A 17,039-nucleotide genomic window follows, 5' to 3' on the forward strand; every position below is an offset into this window, starting at 1 on the left:
CACTCGACCACGACGTGCGGGCCGGGGCCCCCCGTGGGTCCCGGCCCGCACGTCGGCGGATCGTCACTGCTTCGATCCACCCTGCTCGCGGCGTCTCACCTCGGTGCGCCCCTGGTCGACGCCGTGGTCGACCTGATCGGCGAACCTGCCGTTCCTGATCCTGTCAGTGAAGCGACCCTCGGTGATCCGGTCGAACCTCTCCCGGACGTTCTGGGCCACCTTGTCGAGCCGGTCCTCTGCCTGCCGGGCAACCTTCTTCGCCGATTCCGCCATGGCTCCCCCTGCCATCGGAGTCCGGATCACGTTGGTTGGACCTGATTTCGAGGCTAGCGGAACCGGTCCGGCAGCGCCGGAGAACCGGCATCCCTCCCGTCCCCACTGTCATGATCGACTCCACCTGCGGACGGCGGCGTCCCGCAACGGGACACCGCCGTCCGCCGCGACCGGAGTGGCTCCAGGCCGGGGTGATCGGGTCAGCGCTCGGTGCGGCGAGGCCGCCACACCACGAGCGCGGTGGAGGTGCGGTTGGTGGGCACCAGGTCCCGACCGGGGAAGGCGGCCACCGCCTCCAGCTCGGCGATCCGCCGGTACGCGGCGTCCAGCTCCGCCTCCAGCCGGGCCACCCGCTGCTGCGCCTGCTCCAGCAGTCGCTCCAGGCCGATGATCCGCTTGACCCCGGCAAGGTTGACGCCCTCGTCCTGGCTGAGCCGCTGCACCTCGCGCAGCAGCACCACGTCGCGCACGCTGTAGCGCCGCCCGCCGCCGGCCGCCCGGCCGGCCTGCACCAGCCCCAGTCGGTCGTACTGGCGCAGAGTCTGCGGGTGCATGCCCGCCATCCGCGCCGCGACCGAGATCATCAGCACCTTGGCCTCGTAGGCAGGGTCATCCGAACCGACGTATCCGCCCGACATCCCGCTCACCTCCGCACCCGATCCACCGGTCAACCGACTCGACGCACCCGCGCGTCGAGATGTTCCCGAGCCGCCGGCGGCGTCTGCGCCGCGAACGACTCCAGCGCCGACCGGGCCTCCTCCGACACCGTGGCCGGCACCACCACGTCGAGCGTGACCAGCAGGTCGCCGGCCTGCCCGTCCCTGCGCACCACACCCTTGCCGCGGGCCCGCAGCACCCGCCCGGACGGCGTGCCCGGCGGCACCCGCAGGGTCACCGCGCCGTCGAACGTGGGTACCCGCAGGTCGGTGCCGAGCACCGCCTCGGCGAAGGTGATCGGGACGGTCAGGGTGAGATCGTCCCCGGTCCGCCCGAACAACTCGTCCGGGCGGACCTTCACCTGCACGAACAGGTCGCCCGCCGGCCCGCCGCGCTCGCCCGGCTCACCACGCCCGGCCAGCCGGATCCGCTGGCCGTCGGCCACCCCGGCGGGGAAGCGCACGTTCAGCGTCCGGGTCTTGGTCACGCCCCCGGTGCCCTGGCACTCGGGGCACTTCTCCTCGACGACCGTGCCCACACCCTGACAGCTGCGACACGGCTCGGAGAAGCTGAACGACCCCTGGTTGCGGTTGGTCACCCCGGCGCCGTGGCAGACCGGGCACGCCTTCGGCTGGGTACCGGGCTTCGCGCCGTTGCCGTGGCAGGTGTCGCAGACCCCGGGCGCGCGCAGCGACAGCGGGAGGGTCACCCCGCGTACCGCGTCGTCGAAGTCGAGCGCCACTTCGGCCTCGACGTCCCGACCGCGCGCCGGGCCCCGGGCACGGGCCGGCCCACCGGCTCCACCGCCACCCGAGAAGATCGTGCTGAACAGGTCGGTGAAGCCACCCCCGCCGAACCGGGTGTCGCCGCCACCGGCCGCGCCGCCGAACAGGTCGGAGACGTCGAACGGCGCTCCGCCACCGGGTTGCCCGGCGCCCCGGGCACCGCGCCGGAACGCGCCCGAGCCGAAGAGCGAGCGCATCTCGTCGTACTCGCGGCGCTTGGCCTCGTCGCCGAGCACCGCGTACGCCTCGGAGACGGCCTTGAACCGCTCCTCGGCCTTCGGGTCGCCGGGGTTGTGGTCCGGATGGGACTCCCGGGCCAGCTTCCGGTACACCTTCTTGATCTCGTCCGAGGAGGCGGACTTCTGCACGCCGAGCATGGCGTAGTAGTCCTTCTCGATCCAGTCCTTGGAACTCACCGGTCCACCCCCTTCGCGATGCGGCCCGGTCGCCCCGCCCGCCGGGTCAGGGCGGGCGGGGCGACCGGATGGTCGTGCACTATTCCGGGTCGGCGACCGCGACCAGCGCGGGCCGCAGCAGCCGCTCCCCGAGCAGGTAGCCCCGGCGCATCACCTGGACGCAGGTCGGCGCGTCCACGTCGGCCGAGGTCTGGTGCGCGACCGCCTCGTGCCGGGTCGGGTCGAACGGGTCGCCCTGCTCCCCGAACGGGGTGAGCCCGAACTTGCCCAGCGCCGTGGTGAGCTGTTCGGCCACGGTGCCGAACGGCCCGACCAGGTCGCCGTGCTCGCGGGCCCGGTCCAGGTCGTCCAGGATCGGCAGCAGCGCGGCGAGCACCGAGCCGGTGGCCTGCTCCTGGACCAGAGCGCGGTCGCGGTCCACCCGCTTGCGGTAGTTGGCGTACTCCGCCGACACCCGCTGCAGGTCCCGGGTCCGCTCGTCGAGCTCGGCCCGGAGGGCCTCCAGCTCGGCGCCGAGCGGCGCGGCCGGCGCGACGGCCTCCTCGGCCGGCTGCGCCGGCGCGTCGACCACCGGCGGCCCGGAGACGGAGGTCGCCTCGACCTCGATCTCGTCGACCACGACCTCGCCCTCCTCGACCAGGCCCTCCGCCGGGGCGTCCGTCCCGGCATCGGCCGCGGCGGGCGCCTCCTCGGTCTTGCCGATCTTGCGGTTGTTGCGGATGACGACCCGCGGCCCGTCGCCGGCGGCCTGCTCGGCGGGCCCGGAGCCACCCGGTGTCGACCCGGTGGAGCCCTGGTCGGCGGCTCGCGGCTTCTCCGTCATGCGACTACCTCGCTCCCTCAGCCGTGGGTCCGTGTCCGGGAAGCGTCACTTCTTGTCCTCGTCCACGATCTCCGCGTCGACCACGTCGTCCGCCCCGCCGGCCTGCGGGCCGCCGCTGGCACCCGGACCGCCCGCACCCGGGCCGGCCGCGCCGGGCTGCTCGCCCTGCTCGGCCTGCTGCGAGTAGAGCAGCGCACCGGCCTGCTGGGAGACCTGGGCCAGCCGCTCGTGGGCCGACTTGATCTTCTCGATGTCCTGGCCGCCGAGCGCGCCGCGCAGCTCGCCGAGGGCCTCGTTGATCTGGTCGCGGTTCTCGCTGGGCAGCTTGTCGCCGCTCTCGGCGAGGAACTTCTCGGTCTGCCACTGCAGCGCCTCGGCCAGGTTGCGGGTCTCCGCCTCCTCGCGCCGACGCTTGTCGTCGTCGGCGTGCTCCTCGGCGTCCCGGCGCATCCGCTCGATGTCGTCCTTCGGCAGCGAGGAGCCGCCGGTGATCGTCATCTTCTGCTCCTTGCCGGTGCCCAGGTCCTTCGCGTGCACGTTCACGATGCCGTTGGCGTCGATGTCGAACGTGACCTCGATCTGCGGGACCCCGCGCGGCGCCGGCGGGAGGCCGGTCAGCTCGAAGGTGCCGAGCTTCTTGTTGTAGGCCGCGATGTCCCGCTCGCCCTGGAAGACCTGGATCAGCACCGACGGCTGGTTGTCGTCGGCCGTGGTGAAGACCTCGGAGCGCTTGGTCGGGATGGTGGTGTTGCGCTCGATCAGCTTGGTGAAGATGCCGCCCTTGGTCTCGATGCCCAGGCTCAGCGGGGTCACGTCGAGCAGCAGGACGTCCTTGACCTCACCCTTGAGCACACCGGCCTGCAGGGCCGCGCCGACGGCGACGACCTCGTCCGGGTTGACGCCCTTGTTGGGGTCCCGGCCGGTGAGCTGCTTGACCAGGTCGGTGACGGCCGGCATCCGGGTCGAGCCGCCGACCAGGATGACGTGGTCGACGTCGGAGACCTTGATCCCGGCGTCCTTCACGGCCTGCTCGAACGGGCCCTTGCAGCGGTCCAGCAGGTCCTGCGTCATCCGCTGGAACTCGGCGCGGCTGAGCGTCACGTCCAGGTGCAGCGGGCCGGCCGCGCCGGCGGTGATGTACGGCAGGTTGATGTTGGTGGTGGTGGCGGCGGACAGCTCGATCTTGGCCTTCTCGGCGGCCTCGCGGAGCCGCTGCAGGGCCATCTTGTCCTGGGCCAGGTCGATGCCGTGCTCGCCACGGAAGGTCTTCACCAGGTGGTCGATGATGCGCTGGTCCCAGTCGTCGCCGCCGAGGTGGTTGTCACCCGAGGTCGACTTGACCTCGATGACGCCCTCGGCCAGCTCCAGCAGCGACACGTCGAAGGTGCCGCCACCGAGGTCGAAGACCAGGACGGTCTGCTCCTTGGAGCCCTTGTCCAGCCCGTACGCCAGGGCGGCGGCGGTCGGCTCGTTGACGATCCGCAGCACGTTGAAGCCGGCGATCTCACCGGCCTCCTTGGTGGCCTGGCGCTGCCCGTCGTTGAAGTACGCGGGGACGGTGATCACCGCGTCGGTGATCTGCTCGCCCAGGTACGCCTCGGCGTCCCGCTTGAGCTTCATCAGCGTGCGCGCCGAGATCTCCTGCGGGGTGTACTTCTTGCCGTCGATGTCGACGGTCCAGTTGGTGCCGATCTCCCGCTTGACCGAGCGGATCGTCCGGTCCGGGTTGGTCACCGCCTGACGCTTGGCGACCTCACCGACGAGCACCTCGCCGTTGCGGGCGAACGCGACGATCGACGGGGTCGTCCGCGAGCCCTCAGCGTTGGCGATGACGGTGGGCTCACCGCCCTCGAGAACGCTGACGCAGGAGTTCGTCGTGCCGAGGTCGATACCGACCGCACGTGCCATCTTCGCTTCCTCGCTTCGTAACGATGAGCAGGTCGGAGGGCCTGCCCGGCGGGCCGCCCGCAGCGACCGCACCACAAGTTGAGTGAACTTGACTCAATAGTGCCACGCCACCGGGAATCCGCAAGTCGAGGTTGAGTCACCCCGACGCAACCCGACCGTTATTACCGTCCGGTTGTCTTCCCTTGCATCGGTCGGGCACGCTTTAGCGGTGACGACGAAAGGCGATCCCGCCACCCGGTCCGGCGCGCCCACCGTCGCCGCCCGCACCGGGTCGCCGGACGCCACCGAGGACGCGCCCGGCGCCACCGGGGACGGCCTTCCGGCCGCGCTGACCGGGCTGCGGGCCGCGATCGGCGCCACCCGGTTCCCACTCACCCTGCCCTCGGCCGAGCCGGCCCGGCGCACCGCCACCGCGCTCGCCGACCAGCTCGACGACTACCTGCTGCCCCGGCTCGCCCGGCTCGACGCGCCGCTGCTGGTGGTCGTCGGCGGCTCCACCGGAGCGGGCAAGTCGACCCTGGTCAACAGCCTGGTCAAGGCACGGGTCAGCGCCGCCGGCGTGCTCCGCCCGACCACCCGCTCCCCCGTGCTGGTCTGCAACCCCGCCGACGCGGCCTGGTTCCGCCAGGGCGAACTGCTGCCCGGCCTCACCCGCACCACCGAGCCGGCCGAGGACCCACGCACCCTGCACCTGGTCACCGCGCCCGCGCTCCCACCCGGGCTGGCCTTCCTCGACGCCCCCGACATCGACTCGGTGGTCGACGCCAACCGGGCCCTCGCCGGCCAGCTGCTGGCCGCCGCCGACCTCTGGCTCTTCGTCACCACCGCCGCCCGGTACGCCGACGCCGTCCCGTGGGAGCTGCTGCGCAGCGCCCGGTCCCGGGGCGCCGCGATCGCCCTGGTGCTCGACCGGGTGCCGCCGGAGGCCGCCGACGAGATCGCCGCCCACCTGTCGGAGATGCTCGCCGCCCAGGAACTCGACACCGCGCCGCTCTTCGTCCTCCCCGAGACCTGGGTGGACGGTCAGGGGCTGCTGCCCGAGAAGGTCACCGCGCCGCTGAGCGCCTGGTTCGCCCGGCTGGCCGCCGACGCCGAGGCCCGGGCCGCCGTGGTCCGGCAGACCCTGGACGGCGCGCTCGCCTCGCTGCACCCCACCGTCGAGGTGCTCGCCGAGGCCGCCGACGAGCAGGCCGCCGCCGCCGACGCGCTCGACGAGCGGGTCCGCGCGGCGTACCGGGGCGCGCAGCGGACCGTCGAGGAAGGGCTGAAGGACGGCCGGCTGCTCCGTGGCGAGGTGCTGGCCCGCTGGCAGGAGTTCGTCGGCACCGGCGAGTTCTTCCGGACCGTGGAGGCGCGGATCGGGCGGCTGCGCGACCGGCTGGTCGCCGCGGTGACCGGGCGTCCCGCCACTCCCGCCGTCGAGCTGCGCCACGCCATCGAGTCGCAGCTGGTCACCCTGCTGCGCGGGGTCGCCGCCGAGGCGGCCGAGAGCGCGTACACCGCCTGGAAGGCCCACCCGGCCGGGGCGGCGCTGCTCGCACCGGAGCTGGCCCACCCCTCGGGCGACCTGTCCGAGCGCGCCGAGCGGCTGGTCCGGGACTGGCAGCGCGGGGTGCTGGAACTGGTCAGGGCGGAGGGAGGTGACCGGCGTTTCGTGGCGCGGACGGCCGCGTACGCGGTCAACGCCACCGGGCTCGCCGTCATGATCGCGGTCTTCGCCTCCACCGCCTTCATCCCGACCGGCCTGGAGGTGGCCACCGGAGCGGGCACCACCGTCGCCGCGCAGACCGTGCTCCAGGCGATCTTCGGCGACCAGGCCGTGCGTACCCTGGCCAACAAGGCCCGGGCCGACCTGCTCGACCGGGTCCGCACGCTGCTGGACACCGAGGGCGCGCGCTACCTGGCGCGGACCGACGAGGCCCGCCCCGGCGCGGACGCCGGTGGACAGCTGCGCCGGGCCGCCGGCCGGGTCGAGGTGGCCCGGCACCGCAGCGGCCTGGCCGACGGCGACGCCGCCGCCCTGCCCGCGGGGGACCGCCGGTGACGGGCATCGTCGGCCGGATGCGCGAGGCGTTCCGGGGCGATCAGCGGGTGGACGCCGACACCCTGGTCGCCCGCCTCGACGCGGTACGCCGGTTCCTCGACGCGGTGGACGGCCAGGTCCCCGACTCCCGGCTGGTCACCGCGCACACCCTGGTGGAGCGGGCCGGCACCCGGCTGTCGCTGTCCCGGGAGCACACCGTGGTGGCGCTCGCCGGCGCCACCGGCAGCGGCAAGTCCAGCCTGTTCAACGCCCTGGCCCGGCTGGACCTCTCCCCCGTCGGGGTACGCCGGCCCACCACCGGCGTGGCGCACGCCTGCGTCTGGGGGCCGCTGGACGGCGCGAACCGGCTCCTCGACTGGGTCGGCGTGCTGCCCCGGCACCGGTTCGTCCGGGAGAGCGCGCTGGACGCCGACGACGAGTCCGGGCTGCACGGCCTGGTCCTGCTCGACCTGCCCGACTTCGACTCGGTGCAGCGGTCCCACCGGCTGGAGGTGGACCGGCTGCTCGGCCTGGTCGACCTGGTGGTCTGGGTGGTCGACCCGCAGAAGTACGCCGACCGCGTGATCCACACCAGCTACCTGCGCGAGTTCCACCGGCACTCCGACGTCACCCTGGTCGTGCTCAACCAGGCCGACCGGCTCCCCGCCGCCGAGCTGCCCCGGGTCCTCGCCGACCTGCGCCGGCTGCTCGACGCCGACGGGCTGGACGGCGTGCCGCTGCTGTCGACGTACGCGGTGGAACCGGCCGGCATCGTCGGGCTGCGGCAGGCGCTGGAGGGTACGGTCGCCGAACGCCAGGCCGCCCTGCGTCGGCTCTCCGGCGACGTCGACACCGTCGTCGCCACGATGGGCGAGCTGGTCACCGCCGAGGCGCCGAAGGACGCGCCGGACGAGGCGACGGTCCGCTCGCTGGACCGGGCGCTGGCCGGCGCGGCCGGCGTGCCGGCGGTGGCGGAGGCGGTCGAGGGGGCGTACCGGCACCGGGCCGGCGGCGCGACCGGCTGGCCGCTGGTGCGCGGCTGGCGGAAGCTGCGCCCGGACCCGTTGCGCCGGCTGCACCTGCCCGGCCCGGCGACGGACACCGACCAGCCGGAGGAGAGCCTGGTCGCGGCGACCTCGGTGCCCGACCCGACGGCCGCCCAGCGGTCCGCCCTCGGGCTGGCGATCCGGTCGGTCGCCGACCGCTCCGCCGAGGGCCTTCCCGCCCCCTGGCCGGAGGCGGTCACCACGGCCGCCCGTTCCCGCCTCGGCGACCTGCCGGACGCGTTGGACCGCGCGGTGGCCGGCACCGACCTCGGGATGGACCGCCGGCCGGTGTGGTGGCGGATCGTCGGCGGCCTGCAATGGCTGGTCACCCTCGCGGCGGTGGCCGGGTTCGGCTGGCTGGTGCTCGGCTACGCGCTGCGCGCGCTCGGGCTGCCCGCACTCGACCACCCGATGGTGGGCGAGGCGCCGCTGCCGACCCTGCTGCTCCTCGGCGGCCTGCTCGCCGGCCTGCTGGTCGCCGCGGCCACCCGACCGGTGGTCCGTTGGGCGGCCCGGCGGGCCCGGCAGCGGGCCGAGAAGCGGCTGACCGCCACGGTGGCCACGGTCGGCGCGGAGTACGTCGTCACCCCGGTCCGGGCCGTCCTGGACCGGTACGGGCAGGCCCGGGCGGCGTTGCGCGACGCCGGCCGGTGACGCCGGAGGCCGGTGGGCCCCGGTCGGCGTAGGGTCGGTGCATGGCCACGCCACAGACCCCCTACGACGCGGTGCTGCACGCCGCCCGGGACGTGACCCGACTCGACTGCGCCCTCGACGCCGAGATGCTCGGCACCGCCCTGCTGGGCAGCGTCTACGCGATCGCCGAGACGGACCGGGAGACCGCCGTCCGCGAGTTCGTCGCCGGCTTCCTGACCGCCACGTCCCGCCGCCGGACGGCCGCCGCGACCACCATCCGCTCGGTCTTCGCCGCGCTGGTGCCGGACGCCGAGGGCGCCGCGAAGGTACGCCCCGGCACCCGAGCCCCGGCCTGGTCCGGCCTGCTCGGCCGGGTCCACCTCACCGGCACCTGGTCGTACGGCGACGTGTACGGCGACCAGACCTCCTACCTGGCCACCTTCGCGTACGACGACGAGGCCGGTGGTCCCGAGCACGCCCTGGTGGCGCTGGTCGACCACAACATCGGCATCACCAAGGACGTCTTCGTCGGCGGCCCCGCCGAACGGATCCTCGACCAGGTCCGGCAGATGTGCGCCTCCGACGACCTGACCTGGTTCCGCGAGGAGGACCCGGCCCGGATGCACGGGGAGGTGAGCCGCCACCTGGCCGTCACCGACGACCTCGGGGAGCTGCCCGCCGAGGGCTCCCTCGCCACCGACCGGGCGCTGGTCGGGGCGCGGCTGGCGCTGCTGCCCGGCCCGTCCCCCGACACCGCCGGCTGGGGTGCCGAACCGCTCACCGGCGAGGAGCGCACCGCGCTGGTCCGGGCCTTCCTCGCCGCCCCGGAGGCGGCCCGGTTCGGGCTGGACGCGCTGGACGGTGACGCCGAGCTGGCCTCGCTGCACTTCTGCCTGGGCCTGCTCTTCGACCACGCGGCGAGCTTCCCCGACGCCGATCCGCTGCGCTGGAGCCCGGCCGTGGCCGGCCTGTTCCTGCTGGACTGGGTGCACCGGCGGGCCGTGCTGGACATGGACGACGCGGCGATGCTGCCCCGGGTGCTGCGGGCCTGGGCGGCGTACGCGGCCCGGCGGCGAGGACTGCCGGAGCAGGCGGCCACCCGGACCGACGAGGCGATCGAGGAGCTGGTGCCGGAGTTCGCCCGGCTCTACTCCACGGGCGAGCGGCGCAGCCCGGCCACGGCCGCCGTGGCCCAGCTGATGGCCGACGGTGTCGACCCGGACGACCCGGCCGCCCTGGACGCCTGGTTCCAGGCCAACCGCCGGCACCTGACCGACGACACCCCCTGACCGCCGGCCCCGGCCCGGGCCCGGCGGTCAGCCCGGGCCGGGGCCGATGGGTGTCACGGCTCGACCAGGGTGAGCCGGCCCGGGGCGACGCCGACGTGCACCCGCTGCCCCCAGCGCAGGGCCAGGCGGTCGGCCTCCAGACCGTCGGCGAAGACCACCAGGCCGTCGGACTCGGCGGTCAGCTCCAGCCGGGCCGCGCCGTCGAGCCGGCCGGAGACCAGCTCCACCCCGGTGACCGGGGAGGGCCACGCCTCCCGGACGAACCAGCAGAGCGCCGCCTCCTCCGGGGCGGGTGGGCGCGGCGCACCCGGACGGTCGCGGGCGATCGACGCACACCAGCCGGTCGCCCCCGTACCGCTGCCCACGACGACCCCGGAGGAGGAGTGCCGTTCCCGCCGGGCCCGCCCGCCCTCGCCGACGCTGATCAGGTAGCGGGCGGACTGGTGCGAGGTGTGTCCGACGTACACCTCGTTGAGGCCGACCAGTTCCTGCCCGTCGTCGAGCGCGGCGCGGACCATGCACCGCCGCCGGACCGGTGCCGCCCCGGCGGCGACCGCCGGGAGCAGGGCCGGGACCTGGGCGGCGGCGCACCGGACCAGCACGCCCGCGTTGCGGCCCGGCTCCGGGTCGACTCCGATCACCGGCTGGCCGGCGAGGTACTTCGCGACGTTGGCGACCAGCCCGTCGGGGCCGACGGCGACCACGACGTCCTCCGGGCCGAAGAGGAAGCGGGGCAGGTCGTCCCGGTCCACCGCGCCGCGCCGCCAGTCGGCCGGAACGGCGGCGGCCACCGTGGTCAGTGCCGCCTGGAGCGCCTCGTGCCGGTCGACCACCTCGGCGAGGTCCCGCCCCCGTTCGCGCAGGTACCACTCGGCGGCGGCCCGGGTGCCGTGCAGCGCCAGCAGCTCCTCCAGCTCGCTGCGGCGGCGCACCACGACGACCCGGGGGGTCAGCGTCGCGCTCACCGGCCCGCCGACGGGGCCGGGCCGGCGAGCCGGCCGAGCAGGTCGGAGAGCAGGTCGGGGGTCACCGTGAGTTGACCGATCTGCGGGAGCCGGCCGGCCAGCTCCCGCATGGTCAGCGCGCGCAGCACCTCCGGCGGCAGTTCGGCGTACGCGGCCAGCTTCGCCGCCTCCGCCTCGGCCTCGGCCGCGCCGACGGCGCGTACGGTGTCGGCCTTGGCGGCGGCCAGCGCCCGCTCCTTGTCGGCGGCGCCGGCGGCCAGCAGGCGCTCCTTCTCGGCCTCGGCGGTGGCGAGCACCCGGGCCCGCTCGGCGGCCGCCGCGTTGGCGACCTTCTCGCGGTCGGCCTTGCCGTGCGCGGTGGCCAGTTCGGCGGCGGCGTCCAGCTCGGCCCGGCGGCGGGTGTTCGCACCGTGCTGCTCGACGAGCTGCTGTTCGCGGCGGGCCAGCTCGATCTTGTTCTGGAGTTCGTTCTCGGCGATGGAGCGTTCCTGCTCGACCGCCTGGGCGCGCCGGGCGTAGGTGGCCCGGTCGGCCTGCACCTGTACCGCCTCCCGGGTGGGCGTCTGGAGCGCCCGTTCCAGCTCGGGCTCGGGACGCACGGCCACCACCCGGGCGCTGACCACGGTCACCCCGACGTCGGCGAGGCGGGGCTCGTCACGCAGCGCGGCGGAGACCGCCTCGCGGACCGGCGCGATGGTGGTGAGCGCCTCGGCCAGCGGCACCCGGGCGAGCAGGTCGAGGGCGGGCTGCTGGGCCAGCTCGGCGAGGAGCGTGGCGACCTGGTCGAGGGGCCGCGACCGGGCCCGCCCGGTGCGCGGGTCGACGGAGAAGTCGAGCCGGCCGGCGGCCAGCGCCGGATCGGCCACCCGGTAGGTGACGGTGGCCTGGACGGTGATGTCGGCGAAGTCGCCGGTGCGGGCGTGGAACAGCAACGGCAGCTCCCGGTCGTCGACCGGCACCTCGCTGAGGACCGCGTTGAGCGGGCGGTACCAGAAGGAGAGCCCGACGCCCTCCCGGCGGACCCGGCCGCCCACGGTCAGCCGCACCCAGCTCGTCGGGGTGCCGCGCAGGTGGCGCAGGAAGAGTCGCTTCGTCACGTCGGCCATGGTGTTCCTCCCCATTTTTTCGTCGCCACGACGATAAACACTCTGCTAGGTTATCGTCAAGGTGGTGATAAAAACGTGGCCGAATACCCGTCCTTCGCGGTGACCGTCGACCTGGTGGTGCTGACCGTCCGCGCCGACGCGCTGCACCTGCTGCTCGTCCGTCGGGGCGTGCCGCCGTACGAGGGGTGCTGGGCGCTGCCCGGCGGATTCGTCGGCATCGACGAAGACCTGCCCGACGCCGCCGTACGCGAGCTGGCCGAGGAGACCGGGCTACCCGAGCCGGTCGGGCACCTGGAACAGCTCGGCACGTACGGCCGGCCGGACCGGGACCCGCGCGGGCGGGTGGTCACCGTGGCCTGGCTGGCACTGCTGCCCGACCTGCCCACCCCGGTGGCCGGCTCCGACGCCGCCTCGGCCGACTGGGTGCCGGTCTCCCGGCTCACCCCCGGCCAGCTCGCCTTCGACCACGACCGGATCGTCGCCGACGGCCTCGAACGGGCCCGGGCGAAGCTGGAGTACACCCCGCTGGCCGCCGCGTTCTGCCCGGCCGAGTTCACCGTGGCGCAGCTGCGCGCGGTCTACGAGACGGTCTGGGGCACCCGACTGGACCCCCGCAACTTCCACCGCAAGGTCACCGGCACCCCCGGCTTCGTCGAGCCGGTCGGCCGCTCCACCGAGGGCGAGCGAGGCCGGCCGGCCCAGCTGTTCGGCCGGGGCCCCGCCACCCTCCTGCACCCGCCGATGCTCCGCCCCGACCGCTGACCCGCCCCCTCTCAGGAGAGAGCCGCGAAGACCAGACCAGCCACGGCGGCGCCGACGACCCCGCCGACCACGACCTGCGGCGCTGTGTGGTCGCGCAGCCGTACCCGGGACCAGCCGGCCAGGGCCGGCAGCGGCGCGACGGCCAGCAGCCGGGGGCCGAAGGTGAGCACCAGCACCACCACCACGCCGGCCGCCACCGCGGTGTGGATCGACATCTTCCACCAGTGACTGACGGCAACCGCCACCACCAGGCCGACCACCCCGGCCGCGACCAGGGCCAGGACCGGGCGCGGCGCGCCGAGCGCCGCGAGCAGCGCCAGGCCGGCCGCCGCCGAGGCCAGACCGAAGAGCAGAGGTACCCGCCGCTGCTCGCGTACCCCCACATGGTGGTCGGTGAGCCGCCCGCGCCGCACCCCGCCGAGGATGTACGCGAACGGGATGCCGCTGGCGAAGAGGGTGGCGAGCAGTCCCCAGGCCAGCCCGTACGCGCCGCCGGCGGCCTGCCAGCCGACCACCAGGGTCAGCACGCTCACCAGCACGGCCGGGGCGGTCAGCTCGGTGACCAGCCGGGCCAGCCGGGTCGCCCGTCCGGGCGGTACGACGACCGCGGGCGGCCCACCGCCGTCACCGCTTCCGTCGACCCCGCTCAGCGCCCCGTCCCCGATCCGTCCCGACCGGCCCCGCCTCTTGGGCGTACGAGCCGGTCAGCTCGCGTCGCCCGTCACCGTACCGTCCGGGACGGGGGTGTCGTGGCTGGTCGGTGTGGGTTCGGCCGCGCGCTGCGGCGCGGGGCCCGGGGTGGCCGCCGGGGCGGCCGGCGGCCGGGACGGGGGCGACGGCGCCCGGTTCGGCCGGTCGGCGGCCACCCGCCGCCGGGGCCGGTCGGCGGCCGGGGCGGGGCGGGGCGTGACCCGTGGCCGCACCGTGGGGGCGGGCACCGGCCGCCGGGCCCGGGTGGGCAGCGCGGTCGGCCCGGCCGTCGGCATGACCGTCCCGGTCGTCGTGGGGGCCGCGGTCGGGCCGACGATGACCGTGGGCAGCGGAATGACGGTCGGCAGCGGGATGACCGTGGGCAGCGGAATGACCGTCGGCAGCGGGATGTGGGTGGGCAGTGGGATGTGGGTGGGTAACGGGCCCGGTGCCGGTGAGGTGCCGGTCGGCTCGGCGGTGGGCGGGCCGGTCGGTGTGCGGCTCGGCCCGGTCGTCGGGTCGGTCGGACGGCTCGGCGGCGGCGACGTGGTGCTGCTTCCCGGCAGGGGGGCACGGGCCCGCCCGGAAGACCCCGACCCGGGGGTGGCGCCCGGCAGCCGGGGCATCGGTGGGCCGAGCGGGATCAGGCCGACCAGGTCCGGATCGGGAGCGGTCGTGGTGACCGCGTCCGGCCCGGCGGGCGGCGGCGCGGGTCGGCCGGTGGCGGGCAACGGGACGACCACCGGCCCGTCGGACGGGGTGGGCAGGAACGGGGTGCTGCCGTCCGGCAGCGCGCCGCTGCCCACGGTCGCGGAGCCGGCGCTGAGCGCGGCGAGGATCGGCATCGACGCGGTGCCGGCGAGCAGGGCCACCGTGAAGAGGTAGCCCCGGCCGGGGCCGCCGGAGGCGGGGGCCCGGTGGGCGCCGATCATCCGGCGGTAGCCGCCGGCACGGTGGCGGCCGAGGAAGGGGGCGGGAGGATCGTCGACCGGGTCGGACACCACGCACTCCTTCGTCGACCACGGGCAGGGAACACGGAGGGCTCGCCAATCGGACAAAGTGCTTTAAACGCCCATCCGGCACCAGTCAGCTTGAACCAGTGACCCTCAGTTCACCAGCCACCACAGCGTGTCGACACACAAAATGTCCGTCGGCGTGAATCTTCCAAGCGAAAAACATGTCCATGCGTCGTGAAGCGGACAAAACAGGGCCGGCAGGAAGGACCGTACTGTGGGCCCGCTCACCTCCTCTGCAATCATTCAGGCACGACGGCAACGCAGCCGCGACCTCCGCGCACCCCGCGGCAGGCGCGGCCCGGCGCCGGCGCTCCCGAACCGGGTTCCTTCCCGAATCCGGCTCACCGCCGCGCGGCAACCCTCACCGGGGCTAGGCGCGGCCGCCAGGAACCAGCCCGGCACCGGCCGGGCCGGCGCACGATTTGCGCGGACGGGTCACCCCCGGCGCCGGCGCAGACACGACAGGGAGAGACGGATGGCAAAGGGCGACCCCGGGGTCACCACCCGCGGCCGGCGGGCCGCACCCCGCTCCAAGCGAGCCGCTGCGGCCAACGGGCCGGAACTCGTACAGCTGCTCACCCCCGAGGGTGAGCGGATCGAGAGCGCGACCGGTCCGGACGGGACCGAGTACCGCGTCGACTTCACCGACGAGGAGTACCGCGGGCTGTACCGCGACCTCGTCCTGGTCCGCAAGCTCGACGCCGAGGCCACCGCGCTCCAGCGGCAGGGCGAACTCGGCCTCTGGGCCAGCCTGCTCGGCCAGGAGGCCGCGCAGGTCGGTTCCGGACGCGCGCTGCGCACCCAGGACATGGCCTTCCCGACCTACCGGGAGCACGGCGTCCTCTACTGCCGGGGCATCGACCCGATCATGCCGCTCGGCCTGTTCCGCGGCGTCGACCAGGGCGGCTGGGACCCGAACGAGTTCAAGTTCAACATGTACACGATCGTGATCGGGGCGCAGACCCTGCACGCGACCGGGTACGCCATGGGCGTCGCCATGGACGGCAAGACCGGCACCGAGGACGGCGAGGCGGTGATCGCGTACTTCGGCGACGGCGCCACCAGCCAGGGCGACGTCAACGAGGCGTTCGTCTGGGCCAGCGTCTTCAACGCGCCGATGGTCTTCTTCTGCCAGAACAACCAGTACGCCATCTCCGAGCCGCTGGAGCGGCAGACCCGCGTCCCGCTGTACCAGCGCGCGGCCGGCTTCGGCTTCCCCGGCGTACGGGTGGACGGCAACGACGTGCTCGCGTCGTACGCGGTGACCCGGCACGCGCTGGACAACGCCCGGCTCGGCCAGGGCCCCAGCCTGATCGAGGCGTACACCTACCGGATGGGGGCGCACACCACCTCCGACGACCCGACCCGCTACCGGATCGCCAGCGAGGTCGAGGCCTGGCAGGCCAAGGACCCGATCGCCCGGATGAAGGCGTTCCTGGAGAAGCAGCAGATCGCCGACGCGGACTTCTTCGCCGCCGTCGACGAGCAGGCCCGCACCGAGTCGGTGCACCTGCGCGAGCGGGTGCTCGAGATGCCCAACCCGGAGCCGGTGTCGATGTTCGACCACGTCTACCCCCACGGGTCCGCCGAGCTCGACCAGCAGCGGGCGCAGTTCACGAAGTACATGGAGTCGTTCGAGGGGAGCGCGCACTGATGGCCACGGAGACGCTCACCCTCGGCAAGGCCCTCAACACCGGTCTGCGCAAAGCCCTGGAGAACGACCCGAAGGTCGTCGTCATGGGCGAGGACGTCGGCAAGCTCGGCGGCGTCTTCCGGATCACCGACGGGCTCCAGAAGGACTTCGGCGACCAGCGGGTGATCGACACCCCGCTGGCCGAGTCCGGCATCATCGGCACCGCGGTCGGCCTCGCCATCCGCGGCTACCGCCCGGTCTGCGAGATCCAGTTCGACGGCTTCGTCTACCCGGCGTACGACCAGATCGTGTCGCAGGTGGCGAAGATGCACTACCGCTCGCAGGGCAAGGTCAAGATCCCGATGGTCATCCGGATCCCCTTCGGCGGCGGCATCGGCGCGGTCGAGCACCACTCGGAGTCGCCGGAGGCGTACTTCGCCCACACCGCCGGCCTGAAGGTGGTGTCCTGCGCCAACCCGCAGGACGCGTACTCGATGATCCAGCAGGCCATCGCCTCGGACGACCCGATCGTCTTCCTGGAGCCGAAGCGGCGCTACTGGGAGAAGGGCCCGGTCGAGCTGGACGCCCCGCTGGACGCGGCGTATCCGCTGCACTCGGCCCGGGTCGCCCGCGCCGGCACCGACGCCACCGTGCTGGCGTACGGGCCGATGGTGCGGACCTGCCTGGACGCGGCGACCGCCGCCGCCGAGGACGGCCGGGAGCTGGAGGTCATCGACCTGCGCACGCTCTCCCCGCTGGACCTGACCGCCGCGTACGAGTCGGTGAAGCGCACCGGCCGCTGCGTGGTCGTCCACGAGGCCCCGGGCAACCTGGGCCTGGGCTCGGAGATCGCCGCCCGGATCACCGAGGAGTGCTTCTACTCCCTGGAGTCCCCGGTGCTGCGGGTCACCGGCTTCGACACCCCCTACCCGGCCTCCCGGGTGGAGGAGGAGTACCTGCCCGACCTCGACCGGGTGCTCGACGCCGTCGACCGCACCTTCGGCTGGTGAGCGG

Annotated in this window: 15 protein-coding genes; 6 read left to right on the top strand and 9 right to left on the bottom strand. The window is 74.4% G+C overall.

Annotated elements, in window-relative coordinates; translation table 11 throughout:
* Positions 1-63: 63 nt before the first annotated feature.
* The 5 genes from GA0070560_RS09365 to dnaK form a co-directional block, all read right to left on the bottom strand.
* Entirely contained in the window at positions 64-303 is a 240-nt protein-coding gene (locus GA0070560_RS09365) for a hypothetical protein (protein ID WP_425412614.1), read from the bottom strand.
* A 170-nt stretch (positions 304-473) separates the two neighbouring features.
* Complete coding sequence (locus tag GA0070560_RS09370; protein ID WP_091293839.1) at positions 474-911, bottom strand: heat shock protein transcriptional repressor HspR; 438 nt, start codon at positions 909-911, stop codon at positions 474-476.
* 29 nt (positions 912-940) lie between these two features.
* On the bottom strand, positions 941-2,131 hold the full coding sequence (gene dnaJ, locus GA0070560_RS09375; protein WP_091293842.1) for a molecular chaperone DnaJ: 1,191 nt from the start codon (positions 2,129-2,131) through the stop codon (positions 941-943).
* 79 nt (positions 2,132-2,210) lie between these two features.
* On the bottom strand, positions 2,211-2,954 hold the full coding sequence (gene grpE, locus GA0070560_RS09380; RefSeq protein WP_091293844.1) for a nucleotide exchange factor GrpE: 744 nt from the start codon (positions 2,952-2,954) through the stop codon (positions 2,211-2,213).
* A 45-nt stretch (positions 2,955-2,999) separates the two neighbouring features.
* Positions 3,000-4,862, bottom strand: a complete 1,863-nt coding sequence (gene dnaK / locus GA0070560_RS09385) for a molecular chaperone DnaK (RefSeq protein WP_091293847.1) — start codon at positions 4,860-4,862, stop codon at positions 3,000-3,002.
* Positions 4,863-5,070: 208 nt separating this feature from the next.
* Between dnaK and GA0070560_RS09390 the strand changes: the two genes are divergently transcribed.
* From GA0070560_RS09390 to GA0070560_RS09400, 3 genes are read left to right on the top strand one after another with little or no spacing between them, the layout of a single operon-like run.
* Positions 5,071-6,906, top strand: coding sequence for a GTPase domain-containing protein (locus tag GA0070560_RS09390; RefSeq protein WP_091293850.1), 1,836 nt, complete (start codon positions 5,071-5,073; stop codon positions 6,904-6,906).
* Positions 6,907-6,923: 17 nt separating this feature from the next.
* Positions 6,924-8,585 (top strand): GTPase, encoded by a 1,662-nt coding sequence (locus GA0070560_RS09395; RefSeq protein ID WP_091294437.1) that lies wholly within the window; start codon positions 6,924-6,926, stop codon positions 8,583-8,585.
* A 41-nt stretch (positions 8,586-8,626) separates the two neighbouring features.
* Positions 8,627-9,853, top strand: coding sequence for a hypothetical protein (locus GA0070560_RS09400; RefSeq protein ID WP_091293851.1), 1,227 nt, complete (start codon positions 8,627-8,629; stop codon positions 9,851-9,853).
* Between the two features lie 53 nt (positions 9,854-9,906).
* Here GA0070560_RS09400 and GA0070560_RS09405 read toward each other — a convergent pair whose 3' ends face one another.
* Together GA0070560_RS09405 and GA0070560_RS09410 are read right to left on the bottom strand one after the other, a co-directional pair.
* Entirely contained in the window at positions 9,907-10,818 is a 912-nt protein-coding gene (locus GA0070560_RS09405; protein ID WP_091293854.1) for a hypothetical protein, read from the bottom strand.
* Positions 10,815-11,924: an SPFH domain-containing protein gene (locus tag GA0070560_RS09410; RefSeq protein WP_091293856.1), complete on the bottom strand. Its 1,110-nt coding sequence runs from the start codon at positions 11,922-11,924 to the stop codon at positions 10,815-10,817. The genes GA0070560_RS09405 and GA0070560_RS09410 overlap by 4 nt, the downstream gene beginning before the upstream one ends.
* 75 nt (positions 11,925-11,999) lie before the next feature.
* On the opposite strand from GA0070560_RS09410, the gene GA0070560_RS09415 reads away from it, so the two are divergent.
* Positions 12,000-12,686 carry an NUDIX hydrolase gene (locus tag GA0070560_RS09415; RefSeq protein WP_170839345.1) on the top strand — a complete coding sequence of 229 codons (687 nt, stop codon included), beginning with the start codon at positions 12,000-12,002 and terminating at the stop codon, positions 12,684-12,686.
* An 11-nt stretch (positions 12,687-12,697) separates the two neighbouring features.
* On the opposite strand, the gene GA0070560_RS09420 is transcribed toward GA0070560_RS09415, so the two are convergent.
* Together GA0070560_RS09420 and GA0070560_RS09425 are read right to left on the bottom strand one after the other, a co-directional pair.
* Entirely contained in the window at positions 12,698-13,351 is a 654-nt protein-coding gene (locus GA0070560_RS09420) for a phosphoesterase PA-phosphatase (RefSeq protein WP_425412622.1), read from the bottom strand.
* Positions 13,352-13,390: 39 nt separating this feature from the next.
* The gene (locus GA0070560_RS09425; protein WP_091293860.1) at positions 13,391-14,377 is read right to left on the bottom strand and encodes a hypothetical protein; all 987 of its coding nucleotides are present in this window, start codon (positions 14,375-14,377) and stop codon (positions 13,391-13,393) included.
* 490 nt (positions 14,378-14,867) lie between these two features.
* On the opposite strand from GA0070560_RS09425, the gene pdhA reads away from it, so the two are divergent.
* A complete protein-coding gene (gene pdhA, locus GA0070560_RS09430; RefSeq protein ID WP_091293862.1) occupies positions 14,868-16,046 on the top strand; it encodes a pyruvate dehydrogenase (acetyl-transferring) E1 component subunit alpha in 1,179 nt (392 codons plus the stop codon).
* Positions 16,046-17,035 carry an alpha-ketoacid dehydrogenase subunit beta gene (locus tag GA0070560_RS09435; protein ID WP_091293864.1) on the top strand — a complete coding sequence of 330 codons (990 nt, stop codon included), beginning with the start codon at positions 16,046-16,048 and terminating at the stop codon, positions 17,033-17,035. The genes pdhA and GA0070560_RS09435 overlap by 1 nt, the downstream gene beginning before the upstream one ends.
* Positions 17,036-17,039 lie beyond the last annotated feature (4 nt).

The organism is Micromonospora halophytica, from assembly GCF_900090245.1.
Taxonomy (GTDB): domain Bacteria; phylum Actinomycetota; class Actinomycetes; order Mycobacteriales; family Micromonosporaceae; genus Micromonospora; species Micromonospora halophytica.